Origin of the sequence: Streptomyces sp. NPDC000151 (assembly GCF_040301705.1) — a bacterium.
Taxonomy (GTDB): domain Bacteria; phylum Actinomycetota; class Actinomycetes; order Streptomycetales; family Streptomycetaceae; genus Streptomyces.
In genome coordinates this window covers 1-15,089 of record NZ_JBEPFC010000172.1, presented here as the reverse complement: position 1 = coordinate 15,089, position 15,089 = coordinate 1, and the positions used below count along the sequence as shown (strand labels likewise).

Sequence of the window (15,089 nt, the reverse complement as noted above, 5' to 3'; positions counted from 1 at the left end):
CGCCACCGCCGCGAACGTCTCGTACGTGCCCTGCAGGATCCCCTGGGTGCCGATGTAGATCCACGAACCGGCCGTCATCTGCCCGTACATGGTCAAGCCCAGCTGCTCCAGGCGCCGGAACTCCTCCCAGTTCGCCCAGTCCCCCACCAGGTTGGAGTTGGCGATCAGGACACGCGGCGCCCACTCGTGCGTCTGCATCACGCCCACCGGGCGCCCGGACTGCACCAGCATCGTCTCGTCCTGCTTCAGCGTCCGCAGGGTCCGCACCATCGCGTCGAAGGAGCGCCAGTCACGCGCGGCCTTGCCGGTACCGCCGTAGACAACGAGCTTGTCCGGGTGCTCGGCGACCTCCGGGTCCAGGTTGTTCTGGAGCATCCGCAGGGCGGCCTCCTGCTGCCAGCCCAGAGTGCTCAGTTCCGTACCACGCGGTGCTCGCACGGGTCGCGGTCCTGACATGCGCTGCCTCCTGCCTCGGCGGTGACCAGCACCCGCATGGCACTGGATCGAACTATTCACATATTGACGCCAGTGAATACGACTAGTCAACGGCACCCGTGGCGCGCCCGGCCGCCGGATGATGGAGTGGCGTCATGACCTTCACGGGCTCCACAGGCAGCGGTACAGAACGGACCGAACGCCGGGAACGCGCCGTCGCGGCAGCGGTGGCGCAGGGGCTGGTCGGCCCCGACGTCCCGATCATCGGGCTGCTGGACGTCGCCGGCATCCGGGCGGGCGCCGAGGCGCTGCGGGCCGCGTTCGCCGCGGTCACCGACGCGCCGGTGCTGCACGCCTTCGCCGTCAAGGCGGCCCCGCTGGTCCCCGTACTGCGGCTGCTGCACGAGGCGGGCATCGGCGCCGAGGTCGCGAGCCCCGGCGAGCTGGCGCTGGTCAGAGCGGCCGGGGTGCACGCCGCGCACACGGTCCTGGACTCGCCCGCCAAGACGCCTGCCGAGCTGCGCGAGGCGCTCGCGCTGGGCATCGCGGTCAACGCCGACAACCCGCAGGAGCTGGCCCGCATCGACGCGCTGGTCTCCTCGGCCCCCACCCGCTCCCCCCTCGGGCTGCGGGTGAACGCGCAGGTCGGCGGGGGCAGCATCGAGGCGCTGTCCACGGCGACCGCGACCTCGAAGTTCGGCGTCGCGCTGCGGGACGAGGGGGCCCGGCAGTGGGTGATCGACGCCTACCGCGCCCGCCCCTGGCTGACCCGGCTGCACACCCACTCCGGCTCGCAGGGCGTGCCGCTGGAGCTGATGGCGCGGGGCGTACGGGCGGTGTACGAGCTGGCCGAGGAGATCAACGAGGCGGTGGGCCGGCAGCAGATCGACACCGTCGACATCGGCGGCGGCCTGCCGGTCAACTTCGCCTCCGACGCCGACGACCCCACCCACGAGGCGTACGCGCGGGTCCTGAAGGAGCAGGTGCCGGGGCTGCTGGACGGGCGGTACGGCCTGGTCACCGAGTTCGGGCGGTCGCTGCTGGCCAAGCACGGCACGGTGCTGGCGCGGGTGGAGTACGCCAAGACCTCCGGCGGCCGGCCGATCGCGGTCACCCACGCGGGCGTGCAGGTCGCCACGCGTACCGTCTACGCGCCCGCCGCCTGGCCGCTGCGGATCGCCGCGTTCGACGCCAAGGGGCTGCCGAAGAGCGGCGAGGAGCTCGCGCAGGACGTGGCGGGCCCGGCCTGCTTCGCGGGCGATCTGCTCGCCGAGAACCGCACGCTGCCGCCGCTGGCGCAGGGCGACTACGTGGCGGTACTGGACACCGGCGCGTACTACTTCGCCCACCACTACGCCTACAACAGCCTGGCCCGGCCTGCCGTGCACGGCTTCGCCGAGGGCGCGGACGGCTCGGTCGGCTTCGCCACGGTCCGCCGGGCCCAGACGCTGGAGGAGATCGTCGCGGAGGCCGGCGGCGGCGCGGAGCGGGACGCCCTCGGCCGCCTCTGAGCGCCCGCTTCCGGAAAACCCGGCGGCTCTGAAATTCCTCAACTCCCGCTTCGGAACGCCGGGTACGGGCAGTACCTCCCCCACATCGACTCTCGGGGGAGGTACCTGATGACGGACACCACCACGCCGGGCTCCACCGCACCACCCGAGGAGACCGGCCTCAAGCGCGCCATCGGCCCGAAACTGCTGATCCTCTTCGTGATCGGCGACATTCTCGGCACCGGCATCTACGCCACCACCGGCAAGGTCGCGGGCAAGGTCGGCGGCGCGCTCTGGCTGCCATTCGTGATCGGCTTCGTCGTGGCGATCCTGACCGCGGCCTCGTACGTGGAGCTGGTCGGCAAGTACCCCAAGGCGGCCGGCGCCGCGCTGTACACCCAGAAGGCGTTCAAGGTTCCCTTTCTGACCTTCATCGTCGCCTTCATGGTGATGTGCTCGGGGCTGTCCTCGGCGAGCGCGGCGGCCCGCGCGTTCGGCGGCGACTACCTCGCGGAGTTCACCGACGCGGTGCCGCCGACCGTCGTCGCGATCCTCTTCGTCCTCGCGCTCGCAGCGCTCAACCTGCGCGGCGTCTCGGAGTCGGTGAAGGCGAACGTCGTGCTGACGCTGGTCGAGGTGACCGGGCTGCTGGTGATCCTGGCGATCGGCGCGTACGCGGTCCTCACCGGGGGCGGGGAGCCGGGGCGGCTGGCCGACTTCGAGGCGTCGGGGAGCGGCGGATACGCCCTGCTCACCGGCGTACTGGGCGCCACCGCGCTGGGCTTCTTCGCCTTCGTCGGCTTCGAGGACTCGGTGAACATGGCCGAGGAGACGCAGGACCCGGTCCGCACCTTCCCGCGCGCGATCTTCATCGGCGTCGGCGTCACGGGCACCGTCTACGTCCTGGTCGCGCTCGTCTCGTCGCTGCTGGTGGACCACCGCACGCTGGAGAAGTCCAGCGGGCCGCTGCTGGAGGTGGTCAAGGCCGGCGGGCTGGACTTCCCGCCGAAGCTCTTCGCGCTGATCGCGCTGTTCGCCGTCACCAACTCGGCGCTGATCAACATCATGATGGCCTCGCGGCTCTGCTACGGCATGGCCAACGAGCGCATCCTGCCCAAGGCGATGGGCCGGGTGCTCGCGAAGCGGCGCACCCCCGTCACCGGCATCGTCTTCGTCTCCCTGCTGGCCGTGGGCCTGGTCTCCACGGGCGAGATCGAAGGGCTCGGCGACACCACGGCGTTCCTGCTGCTCTGCGTCTTCGCGGTGGTCAACGTCGCGGTACTGGTGCTGCGCAAGGACCGCGTGGCACACGCCCACTTCCGTACGCCGACGGTCCTGCCGGTGCTCGGCGCGCTCACCGCCCTGATCCTCGCCAGCCCGCTGGCCGACCGCCCCGCCGAGGTCTACATCCGGGCCGGCGTCCTGCTGGCGATCGGCGTGGCGCTATGGGGACTCAACAAACTGGTGATGAAGGTGCGCGGCGAGGAGCACTGAGGACGGTACGCGCTCCCCTCAGAGCCTGCCCCGCGCCCCCTGACGCGGCCCGCGCCCTCGCGCGCTACTCGGCGAACAGGCCGCGGGCCGCCGCCCTCGCGTCGAACGCCTCCAGGCTGGCCTGGGCGTCGGGCAGCGCGTCGCACATGGCCTCCAGCAGGACGCGGCCGAGGAGCATCGGCGCACAGACCGTGTCGAAGGCCAGCCCCGTGCCGACCGCGGCGGGCAGCATGAGGTCGGTGTGCCGGGCGACCGGGGCGAACGCGCTGTCGGCGACGGTGACGACGGTCAGCCCGGCCGAACGGGCGTAGGCCAGCGCGTCGATCACCTCGCGCGGGTGGCGGGGCAGCGCGAAGCAGAGCAGGACGGTCGCGCCCGCGCGCACCGCACCGTCGATCCGGTCGGCGAGCATCGAGCCGCCCTCGTCCAGCAGCCGCACGTCCGGGTGGACCTTGCGCGCGAAGTACGCGAAGCCGGCGGCCTGGGCGACGGCGGCGCGCAGGCCGAGGACCGGCAGCACCGGGGACGCGGCGAACAGCCGGGCGGCCTCCTCTATGGGCGCCGGGTCGGCGAGGGCCGCGGCCAGCTCCTGGAGGTTGCCGATCTCCTCCTGTACGGCCTGCTGGTATTCGTTGAGGGAGTCGGGGGCCGGCGCGCCGCGGTCCGGCGCGACGTCGCGGAGGTGCCGGCGGAGCGCCGGGTAGCCGTCGAAGCCGAGGGCGACCGCGAAGCGGGTCACCGAGGGCTGGCTGACGCCGGCCAGTTCGGCCAGCTCCACGCTGGAGAGGAAGGGCGCGTCGGCGGCCCGGCGCACCATGCAGTGCGCGATCCGGCGCTGGGTCGGCGTCAGCCGGTGCCCTTCGAAGAGCTTCTGCAGCCGCGCCGCCGCACCGGCGGTCGCCTCGGTGGCGCCCTCGCCCCCGTTGTCCCCGCTCATCGTGTCCTCTCGGTCCGATCCCGGCTCTCGCGTCGGGACGACTTTACGCGCTGCGCGCCCACCTATTGATTTTCCATTCACCATACGTCGATGCTGAATGGAATCATGCAATGAGAGAGGCAGCCCATGGCAGGCGTGGTGGAACAACGCTCGATCGACGTCGTACCGGATTCCGAACGGCACGGCACCGCCTTCAGCCAGTTCACGCTCTGGCTGGGCGCCAACCTCCAGATCACCGCGGTGGTCACCGGCGCGCTCGCCGTCGTGTTCGGCGCGACCGCCTTCTGGTCGCTGATCGGGCTGCTCCTCGGCAACCTGCTGGGCGGCGCGGTGATGGCCCTGCACTCGGCGCAGGGCCCGCGGCTCGGCCTGCCGCAGATGATCTCCTCGCGGGCGCAGTTCGGGGTGCGCGGCGCCGTCGTACCGCTGGCCCTGGTCATCCTCATGTACATCGGCTTCTTCGCCAGCGGCACCGTGCTCGCCGGGCAGGCGGTCGGCCATCTGACCCACCTCGGCGACACCACCGGCATCATCGCCTTCGCCGCGATCACCGCCTTCGCGGCGGCCGTCGGCTACCGCCTGATCCACGCCCTCGGCCGGATCGCCGGCCTCGTCTGCGCGGTGGCCTTCGTCTACCTCGGCGTGCGCCTGCTGGAGCGGACCGACCTGGCCGTCCTGCTGCACGACCGCAGCTTCGACTTCCCGGTCTTCCTGCTGGCCGTCTCGCTCGCCGCGTCCTGGCAGCTGGCCTTCGGCCCGTACGTCGCGGACTACTCCCGCTACCTCCCGCGGCACACCTCGGCGCGCGCGACCTTCTGGTGGACGCTCTCCGGCTCGGTGCTCGGCGCGCAGTGGTCGATGGTCTTCGGGGCGCTCGCGGCGGCCGCGGCCCCGGCGGCCTTCGTCGGCCACGAGGTGAGCTACATCGTCGGGCTGGGCGGCGCGGGCCTGATGGCGTCCGTGCTGTACTTCGTGATCGCGCTCGGCAAGCTGACCGTCAACGTGCTGAACACCTACGGCGGCTTCATGTCCATGGTGACCAGCGTCAGCGGCTTCCGCGGCCAGCGCACGCTCTCGCCGCGCGGCCGCAGCCTGTACTTCGCCGGGATCATGGTCGTCGGCTCCGCGGTGGCCCTCCTCGGCAAGGACTCCTTCCTGTCCTCCTTCAAGGACTTCCTGCTCTTCCTGCTGACGTTCTTCACGCCCTGGTCGGCGATCAACCTGGTCGACTACTACCTGATCTCCAAGGAGCGGTACGACATCCCGGCCCTGACCGACCCGGCCGGCCGCTACGGCGCCTGGAACGGCAAGGCGCTGGCCGTCTACGGCATCGGGGTACTGGCCCAGCTGCCCTTCCTGGTCACCCACTTCTACACCGGCCCACTGGTCGCCCCGCTCGGCGGCGCCGACGTCTCCTGGCTGGTCGGCCTGGCGGTACCGGCCGCCCTGTACTGGCTGGCCGCCCACGGCGACACCGCCCGGATCCCGGCCGCCGATACGGGTGCCAGCCCCACTGCCGAGGCGGTCCCCCGCCCCTAGCCTTCGTATATGGCGACAGGTGACCCAGAGCTCAGGAAAGAACTCGACGCGACGCTGCACACGCGCAGGGAACTCGGCCCGGACTACGAGACCGAGCTGCTGGACTCCTTCATGGAGAAGCTGGACCGGGCCGTGGACCAGCGGGTCCGGCGACAGCTCTCGGAGCGCCGGCTGCAGGTCGCCCGGGGCGCGGACGCACGGCGCCCGGAGGGCCTGCCCGGCGGGTTCGGCGAGCGCTTCGGATTCGCCGCGCTCTCGCTGGTACTGGCGGTGCCGCTGTCCGCGATCGGCGCGGTCAACGCCGGGCTGACCGGACTGCTGGTGTCCTGGGCCGGCATCGTGGGCGTGAACGTCGTCCAGGCCGGCCACTCCTTCGGCCGCGCCCGCCGCGAGCGGGCGGCGGGCGACGCCGCATAGCGGTGGAGGGAAGTTCTTGCGGGGACCGCCGCACCCCGGCTTGCGCCGGGGGCGGGACGACGGCGGTCCCCGCGGGGGACGCGGACCGGGTCAGGGCCGGTCGGACGCGTCCTGGCGACCTGGAGTCCGGGAGCCGCTCCGAAGTCCTTGTCGCCGCACGGATTAATCTGCCTGACGAGTGTTAAGTCCGTGCTGCCTCCGCGTGACACCTACGTACACCTTGCGTCGACGGGGAGTTGACCCGGCTCCTCGGCCCTACTGCGCGCCCCGCGCGCTACCGCGGGCCAGGAAGGCCAGCAGGTCCTGCCGGCTGACGACCCCGGTCGGCTTGCCCTCGACGAGCACGATCGCGGCGTCGGCGCTCTCCAGTACGGCCATCAGGTCGGCGACCGGCTCGCCCGCGCCGACCTGCGGCAGCGGCGCGGACATGTGCTTCTCCAGCGGGTCGGTGAGCGAGGCGGTCTGCGTGAACAGCGCGTCCAGCAGCTCGCGTTCGACCACCGAGCCGATGACCTCGGCGGCCATCACGTCGGGGTGCCCGGCGCCCGGCTTCACGATCGGCATCTGGGAGACGCCGTACTCGCGCAGTACCTCGATGGCCTCGCCGACGGTCTCCTCGGGGTGCATGTGCACCAGTTCGGGGATGCCGCCGTGCTTGTTGTGCATGACGTCGGCGACCCGGTCGGTGTCCCCGGTCTCCAGGAAGCCGTAGTCGTTCATCCAGTCGTCGTTGAAGATCTTCGAGAGGTAGCCGCGGCCGCTGTCCGGCAGCAGGACCACCACCACATCGTCCGGGCCGAGCCCCTCGGCCGCCTTCAGCGCGCCGACCACGGCCATCCCGCAGGAGCCGCCGACCAGCAGGCCCTCCTCCTTGGCGAGGCGCCGGGTCATCTGGAAGGCGTCCTTGTCCGACACCGCGATGATCTCGTCGGCGACGGAGCGGTCGTAGGCGGTGGGCCAGAAGTCCTCGCCGACGCCCTCGATCAGATACGGACGCCCGGAGCCGCCGCTGTAGACCGAGCCCTCCGGGTCGGCGCCGATGACCTTGACCTTGCCGTCACTGACGTCCTTCAAGTACCGCCCGGTCCCGCTGATGGTGCCGCCGGTGCCCACGCCCGCCACGAAATGCGTGATTCGGCCGTCGGTCTGCTCCCACAGTTCGGGGCCCGTGGACTCGTAGTGCGACCGCGGGTTGTCCGGATTGCTGTACTGGTCCGGCTTCCAGGCGCCGGGCGTCTCGCGTACCAGCCGGTCGGAGACGTTGTAGTACGAATTGGGGTGGTCGGGGTCGACGGCCGTGGGGCAGACCACGACCTCGGCGCCATAGGCCCGCAGCACGTTGATCTTGTCCGTCGACACCTTGTCGGGGCAGACGAAAATGCACTTGTAGCCCTTCTGCTGGGCCACGATCGCCAGGCCGACGCCGGTGTTTCCCGAGGTCGGCTCCACGATCGTGCCGCCCGGTTTCAGTGCGCCGGACCGCTCGGCGGCCTCGATCATGCGCACCGCGATCCGGTCCTTCACGGACCCGCCCGGGTTGAAGTACTCGACCTTGGCCAGGACGGTGGCCCGGATTCCTTCGGTCACGTTCTTGAGCCGCACGAGCGGGGTGTTGCCGACCAGCTCAATCATGGATTCATAAACCTGCACGGTGGTCTCCGCGGTAAGGGGCGCGCTGTCCTGCACCCGTCCGGCCAGCCTATTGCGCTCACCCCACAGGGCGGGCGCGTTGCGGCGATGGCCCTGCGGGGCAAGACGTTCTTGTCACGAGTTTCGCGAGTCCGCGGAGCGCGCGCCGGGATTCACTCCCTCCGCACGCCCCGTGTACGCACTGCGGGGAGGTGCCCGGCCGATGCCGATGACCATGTCCAGGGCGAGAGTGGCACGCCGGATCGCAACGGCCGCGGCGCTCGGCGGCGGCGGGGCCGGGCTGCTCGGCGTCGCCGCGGTGGGCCTGCTCCTGACCGAGGTGCGGCTCGCCCGCCGTACGGTCGGCGGCTCCACCGAGCTGCCGCCGGCCGCCGACGGCCGCTACGGCGCCACCTTCTGGTACCGCACCGACCGGCCCGCGCTGCGGCTCGGCTTCCTCGGTGACTCCACGGCCGCCGGGCAGGGCGTTACACGGGCCCGCCAGACGCCCGGGGCGCTGCTGGCCTCCGGCCTGGCGGCGATCGCCGAGCGCCCGGTCGACCTGCGCAACGTCGCGCTGCCCGGCGCCCAGTCCGACGACCTGGAGCGCCAGGTGACGCTGCTGCTGGCGGACGGTCCGGCGCCGGACGTCTGCGTCATCATGATCGGCGCGAACGACGTCACGCACCGGATGCCGCTCGCCCGCTCCGTCCGCATGCTCTCCGAGGCCGTGGCCCGGCTGCGCGAGGCCGGCTGCGAGGTGGTGGTGGGCACCTGCCCCGACCTCGGCACGATCGAGCCGGTGTACCAGCCGCTGCGCTGGGTGGCCCGGCGGCTGAGCCGGCAGCTGGCCGCCGCGCAGACCATCGGGGTGGTGGAGAACGGCGGGCGGACGGTGTCGCTGGGCGACCTGCTCGGCCCGGAGTTCGAGGCGAATCCGCGGGAGCTGTTCGGCCCGGACAACTACCACCCCTCGGCCGAGGGCTACGCGACCGCGTCGATGGCCGTACTGCCCACGCTGTGCGCGGCGCTCGGCCTGTGGCCGGAAGAGGAGGAGCGCCCGGAGCCGGCGCGGCGCGAGGGCTTCCTGCCGGTCGCCGAGGCGGCGGCGCAGGCGGCGTCCGAGGGCGGCACCGAGGTCACGGGCAGCCGGGCGCCGTGGGCGCTGCTCAAGCACCGCAGGCGGCAGCGGATCGCGGTGCACGACGCGGAGGGCCCGGCCACCGGGCCGGAAGCGGAGGAGGAGGCGACGTCATGACGGGCGCGAGCGCCGCGTGCGGGCGGCGCGGCCCGGTGCGGCGGCGGCGCGGCCCGGTGCGGCGTGCCGCCCCCTTGCACATCGCGCCCCGATGGGTGAGCATCCGCTCAGTACGGAGGTAAGCAGCCGCTTAGAAAAGAGGCCCGCATCACAGCGCAGGGACCGTGACCTTCGCTGTACGTGCGGGTAGCTTCCCTCACAGTCCTCAGTTGAGTCGTCTTCCCCTGGAGCCGCGTGATGCCCGAAGCCGTGATCGTCTCTGCCGCCCGCTCCCCGATCGGCCGCGCCTTCAAGGGCTCGCTGAAGGACCTGCGTCCGGACGACCTGACCTCCGAGATCATCAAGGCCGCGCTGGCCAAGGTCCCCGAGCTGGACCCGAGGGACATCGACGACCTGATGCTCGGCTGCGGCCTGCCCGGCGGCGAGCAGGGCAACAACCTGGGCCGCATCGTGGCCGTGCAGATGGGCATGGACCACCTCCCCGGCTGTACCGTCACCCGGTACTGCTCCTCGTCGCTGCAGACCTCACGGATGGCCCTGCACGCCATCAAGGCGGGCGAGGGCGACGTCTTCATCTCGGCCGGTGTCGAGACGGTCTCGCGCTTCGCCAAGGGGAATTCGGACAGCCTGCCCGACACCCACAACCCGTTCTTCGCCGAGGCCGAGGCCCGTACCGAGGCCGTGGCCCAGACCACCGGCTCGACCTGGCACGACCCGCGCGAGGACGGCCTGGTCCCGGACGCGTACATCTCCATGGGCCAGACCGCGGAGAACCTCGCCCGGCTCAAGGGCGTCACCCGCCAGGACATGGACGAGTTCGGCGTGCGGTCGCAGAACCTCGCCGAGCAGGCCATCAAGAACGGCTTCTGGGAGCGGGAGATCACCCCGGTCACCCTCCCCGACGGCACGGTCGTCTCGAAGGACGACGGCCCGCGCGCGGGCGTCACCCTGGAGGGCGTGCAGGGCCTCAAGCCCGTCTTCCGCCCCGACGGCCTGGTCACGGCCGGCAACTGCTGCCCGCTCAACGACGGCGCGGCCGCGCTCGTGATCATGTCCGACACCAAGGCGCGCGAGCTGGGCCTGACCCCGCTGGCCCGCATCGTCTCCACCGGCGTCTCCGGCCTCTCCCCCGAGATCATGGGCCTGGGCCCGGTCGAGGCGTCGAAGCAGGCGCTGCGGCGCGCGGGCCTGTCCATCGGCGACATCGACCTGGTCGAGATCAACGAGGCGTTCGCCGCGCAGGTCATCCCGTCCGCCCGGGACCTGGGCATCGACGAGGACAAGCTGAACGTCAACGGCGGCGCGATCGCGGTCGGCCACCCCTTCGGCATGACCGGCGCCCGCATCACCGGCACGCTGATCAACTCCCTGCAGTGGCACGACAAGCAGTTCGGCCTGGAGACCATGTGCGTCGGCGGCGGCCAGGGCATGGCGATGGTCATCGAGCGGCTGAGCTGACCGCGACCACACTCACGAGCCGCTGAGCTGAGGCTTTTCGGGACCGTGCGCAGCAAGCGCGATACGCACAGCGACCGTTGGTGAGCCACGTCACCGCGTGACAAGATCGTTGTACCGACTCCCCCAGGATTGTGACCAACACCCTGGGGGAGTCACGTTTTCCCAGGTCGGCGAGGGGCCGTCGGGCCGCCCTGGGCCCCCACCGCCGGTCGTCAAGAGACGCAGCACACTGCAAACGGTCGCCGACCTCCGGCAGGCTGATGTAGGAAGTCTCCGGGGGACATTCTGCTACCGGGAGTACGTCAGTGACCGCCATCGCTTATGCACTGCTGCCGGCCGCGGCCATCGCCGTGGCGCTGGGAGCAGCCTCCCTGCACACCGCTCGCACCCTGCGCCGCGAGGTCGCCGGGCTGCGCGCCGAACTCAGCGCCGCCCGTGAGGACGGCGCCGCGGCCCTCGCCGCCATTCCCGCCGCCCGCCCGGCACCCGCCGCCGAGACCCCGCTGGACGACATACGTGCCGCGGTGGCCGACGCGCTGGCCGAGGAGCGGGAGCGGGAGCTCGCCGAGGCGCGTGCCTTCTGGGCCGCGCAGGAGGCGAGAGACGCCGCCGACTCGCCCTCGCTGCTGCCGGGCCACCCGGCGCCGGGCGACGACACCGCGCCCGGCGACGGCTTCGACCGCTTCTACCTGCCGCGGCAGGCCGACTTCGCGGGCCTGGACCCCGACGTGCTGGGCTCCGAGCCGCTGTTCGGCATGGACGAGGTGGACCTGGAACCGGTCGACGCCTCGCCCGCCGAGACCCTTGAGGAGACCGAGTCAGCCGAGCTGGCCGCCGCCCGCCGGCGCCACCCCTCGCACCCGGACTTCTCGCCGTCCCCCGCCATCGGCGACCACGAGCGCACCGTGGCGCGCCTGGAGGAGCTGGCCGAGGACCGTACGCCGCTGGCCGACGTCCGGCCGGGCCCGCTGGGCACCCTCGACGTCTACGTCTTCGCCGACGGCACGACCGTCTGTATGACGCCGGGCCACCGCGAGACGGCCGAGCGGGTCGCCGAGGCGCTCCGCGAGGGCCACACCACCGTGCTGCTCGGCGGCTCGGGCGTCTCCGGCGCGTACGCGCTGACCTTCGCCTGGGGCGAGGGCCGCGACGACAGCGTCTACGTCCTCGCCGACCGGGTCATCGCCTCCCTCTGAGGCGACCTGGGGCGACCTGGGGCGACCGCCTTCGGTACTTCCTTCGGACCGGGCCCAGCACCCGCCCGGTCCCGGACCGTTCAGCAGCGCGCCGCGGTCCGCCGTACTTCTTCCACGGCCTGTGCCACGTCCTCGGCACGGGCCGTTTCCGCGTCCCGCAGGGCGTACGCCATGTCATGACCGGCCACCGCGACTTGGTCGCCGACCGCGAACATCCCGGCGTCCGGCAGCTCGCGCGGCTCCGTTCCCGGCTCCTCCAGGCGCTGCGCACGCAGCGCGAACTCCCTGGCGAGAGCCAGCCCTTCGGCGGCCGCACCCCGCGCGAGGGCGCTCTGCGGCAGCGCCCTGAGCCGGTCGGCGAGGGTGTCAACGGCGGTCTGCAAAGGCATCACGTCAAGCACGCCGTGAGCCTATGCGCCACTCCCGGGTGGTTGCCAACGCCGGAACGCTCAGGCACGGTGTGCTGAAGGACCAGCATCGAACGCGTCCGGAGGCGCCGATGTCCCAAGTCTTCTCCGAAGAGACCCACCGGAACCTGCTCTCCCGTATTCCCCACTGCACCGGCCGCGAAGTCTCCGACTGGCTTCGCATGGTCGAGGAAGGCCCCGCTCTCTTCCGCTTCGAGGAGAAGGTCAGCTGGCTCCGTGGCGAGCACGACCTCGCCTATGGTCACGCCAAGGCGATCGTCCACGAGTACGATCTGCGGCGCGCGGCCCGGAAGTTCTAGCGGACGGTTCCCGCGTCCGGTCCGGTCCCGTGACCGGACCGCGCCGGAAACCCGAAGGGCCCGCGGGAGGCGAACCTTCCGCGGGCCCTTCGCTGTGTCCGCCGGGCCTTGTCGGCGCCGGGGACCCGGGCGGTACTAATCGTCGCCGTTGAGGATGGCGACCAGGCGCAGCATCTCCAGGTAGATCCACACCAGGGTCATGGTGAGGCCGAAGGCCGCGAGCCAGGACTCCTCGCGCGGGGCGCCGTAGGCGATGCCGTCCTCGACCTGCTTGAAGTCCAGGGCGAGGAAGAGCGCGCCGAGCAGCACGCCGGCGATGCCGAAGACGATGCCCAGGCCGCCGCTGCGGAAGCCGAGGCCGTCACCGCCGCCGAAGGCCATGAAGAGCAGGTTGACCACCTGCAGCAGCAGGAAGCCCATGGCGGCGATGATCACGAAGCGGGTGAACCGCGCGTTGACCCGCACGATGCGGGTCTTGTAGGCGACGAGCATCACGACGAAGACCGCCATGGTGCCCAGCACCGCCTGCATGGGCGCGCCGGGGGCCACCCACTGGTTGATCGCGTTGCTGATCGCGCCCAGGAAGAGGCCCTCGAAGGCGGCGTACGCCAGGATCAGCGGCGGCGACGGCTTGCGCTTGAACGACTGGACCAGGCCGAGCACCATCGCGACGAGCGCGGCGCCGATGGCCAGGCCCATGGAGAGGTCCATGATCCATGCCACGGCGGCGCCGACGACGACGGTGCCGAGCGTGAGGCCCGTACGGACGACGACGTCGTCCATGGTCATCGGGCGGGTCTGCGGGACGTACGGCGGAGCCTGGGTCACGTCCTGCTGACCCTGGGCGTACGGGCTACCGCCCGCGTACGGGTTCGCGTCCGCGTAGGGGGCGTTTCCGGCGTACGGGTTCGTCCCCGCGTAAGGGTTGGCGGCGCCCCCGGCCTGCGGCGGCGCATTGAAGCCGGCGTAGCCGTTTCGGCTGAACCCCCGTCGCGAGAAGACCGGGTTGCTGCTCCTCATCTCACTCCTCCATGGCCGCCCTGCGCGGCCTTGGCCTCAAGGGTAATGGCTTGGCAAAGCCACGTCCCTACTCCCTAGGCAGGATCTTCGCGCAATTCCCTCGTCGCCGGGGAGCAGACCGGGTGCCCGGCGAGACGTGGTGGAAGAGCAGGTTCAGGACGAAGGCGGTGACCGCGGTACAGGTGATCGCCGAGCCGAAGACGATCCGTACCCCGGCGGGCAGCCCGTCATAGATGTGCGGCGCCGTGACCGGGACCATGCCGGCGGCCAGCGAGACCGCGACGATCAGCAGATCGGGTCCGTCCCGGAAGTCCACCCGCTGCAGTATGCGCAGGCCCACGGCCGCGACCATCGCGAACATCACCAGGGCCGCCGCGCCCACCACCGGGTCCGGCAGCGCGGCCACGACCGCGCCGAGCCGGGGCAGGCAGCCCAGCACGATCAGGATCGCCCCGGCGACGGCCGTGATCCAGCGGCTGCGGACCCGGCTCATCTCCACCAGACCCAGGTTCTCGGCGAAGAGCGTGTCGGGGAAGGAGTTCATGCCGCCGGCCAGCACCCCGGAGAGGCCGTCGGCGGCCAGCCCTCTGGCCAGGTCCCCGGGCGCGAGCGGCCGGTCCGTCATCTCCGCCACGGCGATCATGCTGGCGGTGGACTCCGTGAAGATCACCAGCATCACGACGCACATGGCCGCCACCCCGGCCACCGGGAATTCCGGCGCGCCGAAGTGGAACGGCTCGGGCACCCCGGCCCAGGGCGTCCCGCCGGCCGCCGAGAAGTCGGTGAGCCCCAGCGGCACCGCGGCGGCGGTGCCGGCCACCAGCCCCACCAGCACCGCGATCTGCCCGAGGAACCCTTTGAAGAGGCGGGTCAGGGCGATGATCACGACGACGACCCCGGCGGCGAGCAGCAGCCGCTCGGGCGCGGCGTAACCGGGTGCCGTGGCGTCCTCGCCCGCCACCAGCTGCGTCCCCACGCCCATCAGGGACAGCCCGATCACCGTGATCACGCACCCGCCGACCAGCGGCGGGAAGTACCGCACCAGCCGTGCGAACGGCGCCGCGACCAGCATGCCGAAGACCCCGCCCGCCAGCATCGAGCCGTAGACGGCCGGCATCCCGTACTGCTGCGAGATCAGGATCATCGGCGTGATCGCGGCGAAGCCGGCCCCGGCGACGACGGGCAGCCGCACCCCCAGCACGCGCCCGGCGCCCACGCTCTGCACCACCGTGATCACCCCGGCGACCAGCAGGTCCGCCGTGATGAGCAGGGCGATCGTGTCCTGCGGCAGGTGTGCGGCGGACCCGAAGAGCAGCGGGACGGCGAGCGAGCCGGTGTACATGACGAGGACGTGCTGGAGGCCCAGGACGAGCGTCCGGCCGAGCGGCGGCACCTCGTCCACGGGGTGCCGTTCCCGGGTGGCGGCGCTCGGGGCCGCCATCAGGCGCCCGCGCTCTCCGCGGCCGACCGCAGCCGCGCGGCCTCGCGC

General features: G+C 72.0%; 13 protein-coding genes and 1 pseudogene. 8 read left to right on the top strand and 6 right to left on the bottom strand.

Annotated elements, in window-relative coordinates:
- Positions 1–456: pseudogene (locus ABT381_RS31365) on the bottom strand (urocanate hydratase); the annotation flags it as partial.
- Positions 457–590: 134 nt separating this feature from the next.
- On the opposite strand from ABT381_RS31365, the gene ABT381_RS31360 reads away from it, so the two are divergent.
- Complete coding sequence (locus ABT381_RS31360; protein WP_351600164.1) at positions 591–1,946, top strand: type III PLP-dependent enzyme domain-containing protein; 1,356 nt, start codon at positions 591–593, stop codon at positions 1,944–1,946.
- Between the two features lie 108 nt (positions 1,947–2,054).
- On the top strand, positions 2,055–3,419 hold the full coding sequence (locus ABT381_RS31355; protein ID WP_351600162.1) for an APC family permease: 1,365 nt from the start codon (positions 2,055–2,057) through the stop codon (positions 3,417–3,419).
- Positions 3,420–3,483: 64 nt separating this feature from the next.
- Here ABT381_RS31355 and ABT381_RS31350 read toward each other — a convergent pair whose 3' ends face one another.
- Entirely contained in the window at positions 3,484–4,356 is an 873-nt protein-coding gene (locus tag ABT381_RS31350) for a MurR/RpiR family transcriptional regulator (protein ID WP_351600160.1), read from the bottom strand.
- Between the two features lie 126 nt (positions 4,357–4,482).
- Here ABT381_RS31350 and ABT381_RS31345 point away from each other — a divergent pair, with 126 nt between their 5' ends.
- Positions 4,483–5,895 carry a purine-cytosine permease family protein gene (locus ABT381_RS31345; protein WP_351600158.1) on the top strand — a complete coding sequence of 471 codons (1,413 nt, stop codon included), beginning with the start codon at positions 4,483–4,485 and terminating at the stop codon, positions 5,893–5,895.
- 9 nt (positions 5,896–5,904) lie between these two features.
- A complete protein-coding gene (locus ABT381_RS31340) occupies positions 5,905–6,312 on the top strand; it encodes a hypothetical protein (RefSeq protein WP_351600156.1) in 408 nt (135 codons plus the stop codon).
- A 255-nt stretch (positions 6,313–6,567) separates the two neighbouring features.
- Here the strand turns inward: ABT381_RS31340 and ABT381_RS31335 are convergent, their stop codons facing one another.
- Complete coding sequence (locus ABT381_RS31335) at positions 6,568–7,962, bottom strand: cystathionine beta-synthase (RefSeq protein WP_351600154.1); 1,395 nt, start codon at positions 7,960–7,962, stop codon at positions 6,568–6,570.
- A 202-nt stretch (positions 7,963–8,164) separates the two neighbouring features.
- Between ABT381_RS31335 and ABT381_RS31330 the strand changes: the two genes are divergently transcribed.
- The 3 genes from ABT381_RS31330 (at position 8,165) to ABT381_RS31320 (ending at position 11,853) form a co-directional block, all read left to right on the top strand.
- A complete protein-coding gene (locus tag ABT381_RS31330) occupies positions 8,165–9,199 on the top strand; it encodes an SGNH/GDSL hydrolase family protein (RefSeq protein WP_351600153.1) in 1,035 nt (344 codons plus the stop codon).
- A 237-nt stretch (positions 9,200–9,436) separates the two neighbouring features.
- Positions 9,437–10,657 carry an acetyl-CoA C-acetyltransferase gene (locus ABT381_RS31325; protein WP_351600151.1) on the top strand — a complete coding sequence of 407 codons (1,221 nt, stop codon included), beginning with the start codon at positions 9,437–9,439 and terminating at the stop codon, positions 10,655–10,657.
- Positions 10,658–10,962: 305 nt separating this feature from the next.
- Positions 10,963–11,853, top strand: a complete 891-nt coding sequence (locus ABT381_RS31320; protein WP_351600150.1) for a hypothetical protein — start codon at positions 10,963–10,965, stop codon at positions 11,851–11,853.
- An 80-nt stretch (positions 11,854–11,933) separates the two neighbouring features.
- Here ABT381_RS31320 and ABT381_RS31315 read toward each other — a convergent pair whose 3' ends face one another.
- Complete coding sequence (locus tag ABT381_RS31315; RefSeq protein ID WP_351600149.1) at positions 11,934–12,254, bottom strand: hypothetical protein; 321 nt, start codon at positions 12,252–12,254, stop codon at positions 11,934–11,936.
- 98 nt (positions 12,255–12,352) lie between these two features.
- On the opposite strand from ABT381_RS31315, the gene ABT381_RS31310 reads away from it, so the two are divergent.
- Positions 12,353–12,580: a DUF4287 domain-containing protein gene (locus ABT381_RS31310; RefSeq protein WP_351600147.1), complete on the top strand. Its 228-nt coding sequence runs from the start codon at positions 12,353–12,355 to the stop codon at positions 12,578–12,580.
- Between the two features lie 135 nt (positions 12,581–12,715).
- On the opposite strand, the gene ABT381_RS31305 is transcribed toward ABT381_RS31310, so the two are convergent.
- Positions 12,716–13,600, bottom strand: coding sequence for a Bax inhibitor-1/YccA family protein (locus ABT381_RS31305; protein WP_351600146.1), 885 nt, complete (start codon positions 13,598–13,600; stop codon positions 12,716–12,718).
- 67 nt (positions 13,601–13,667) lie between these two features.
- A partial coding sequence (locus ABT381_RS31300; protein WP_502965727.1) for a nucleobase:cation symporter-2 family protein occupies positions 13,668–15,089 on the bottom strand: 1,422 nt, incomplete at its 5' end.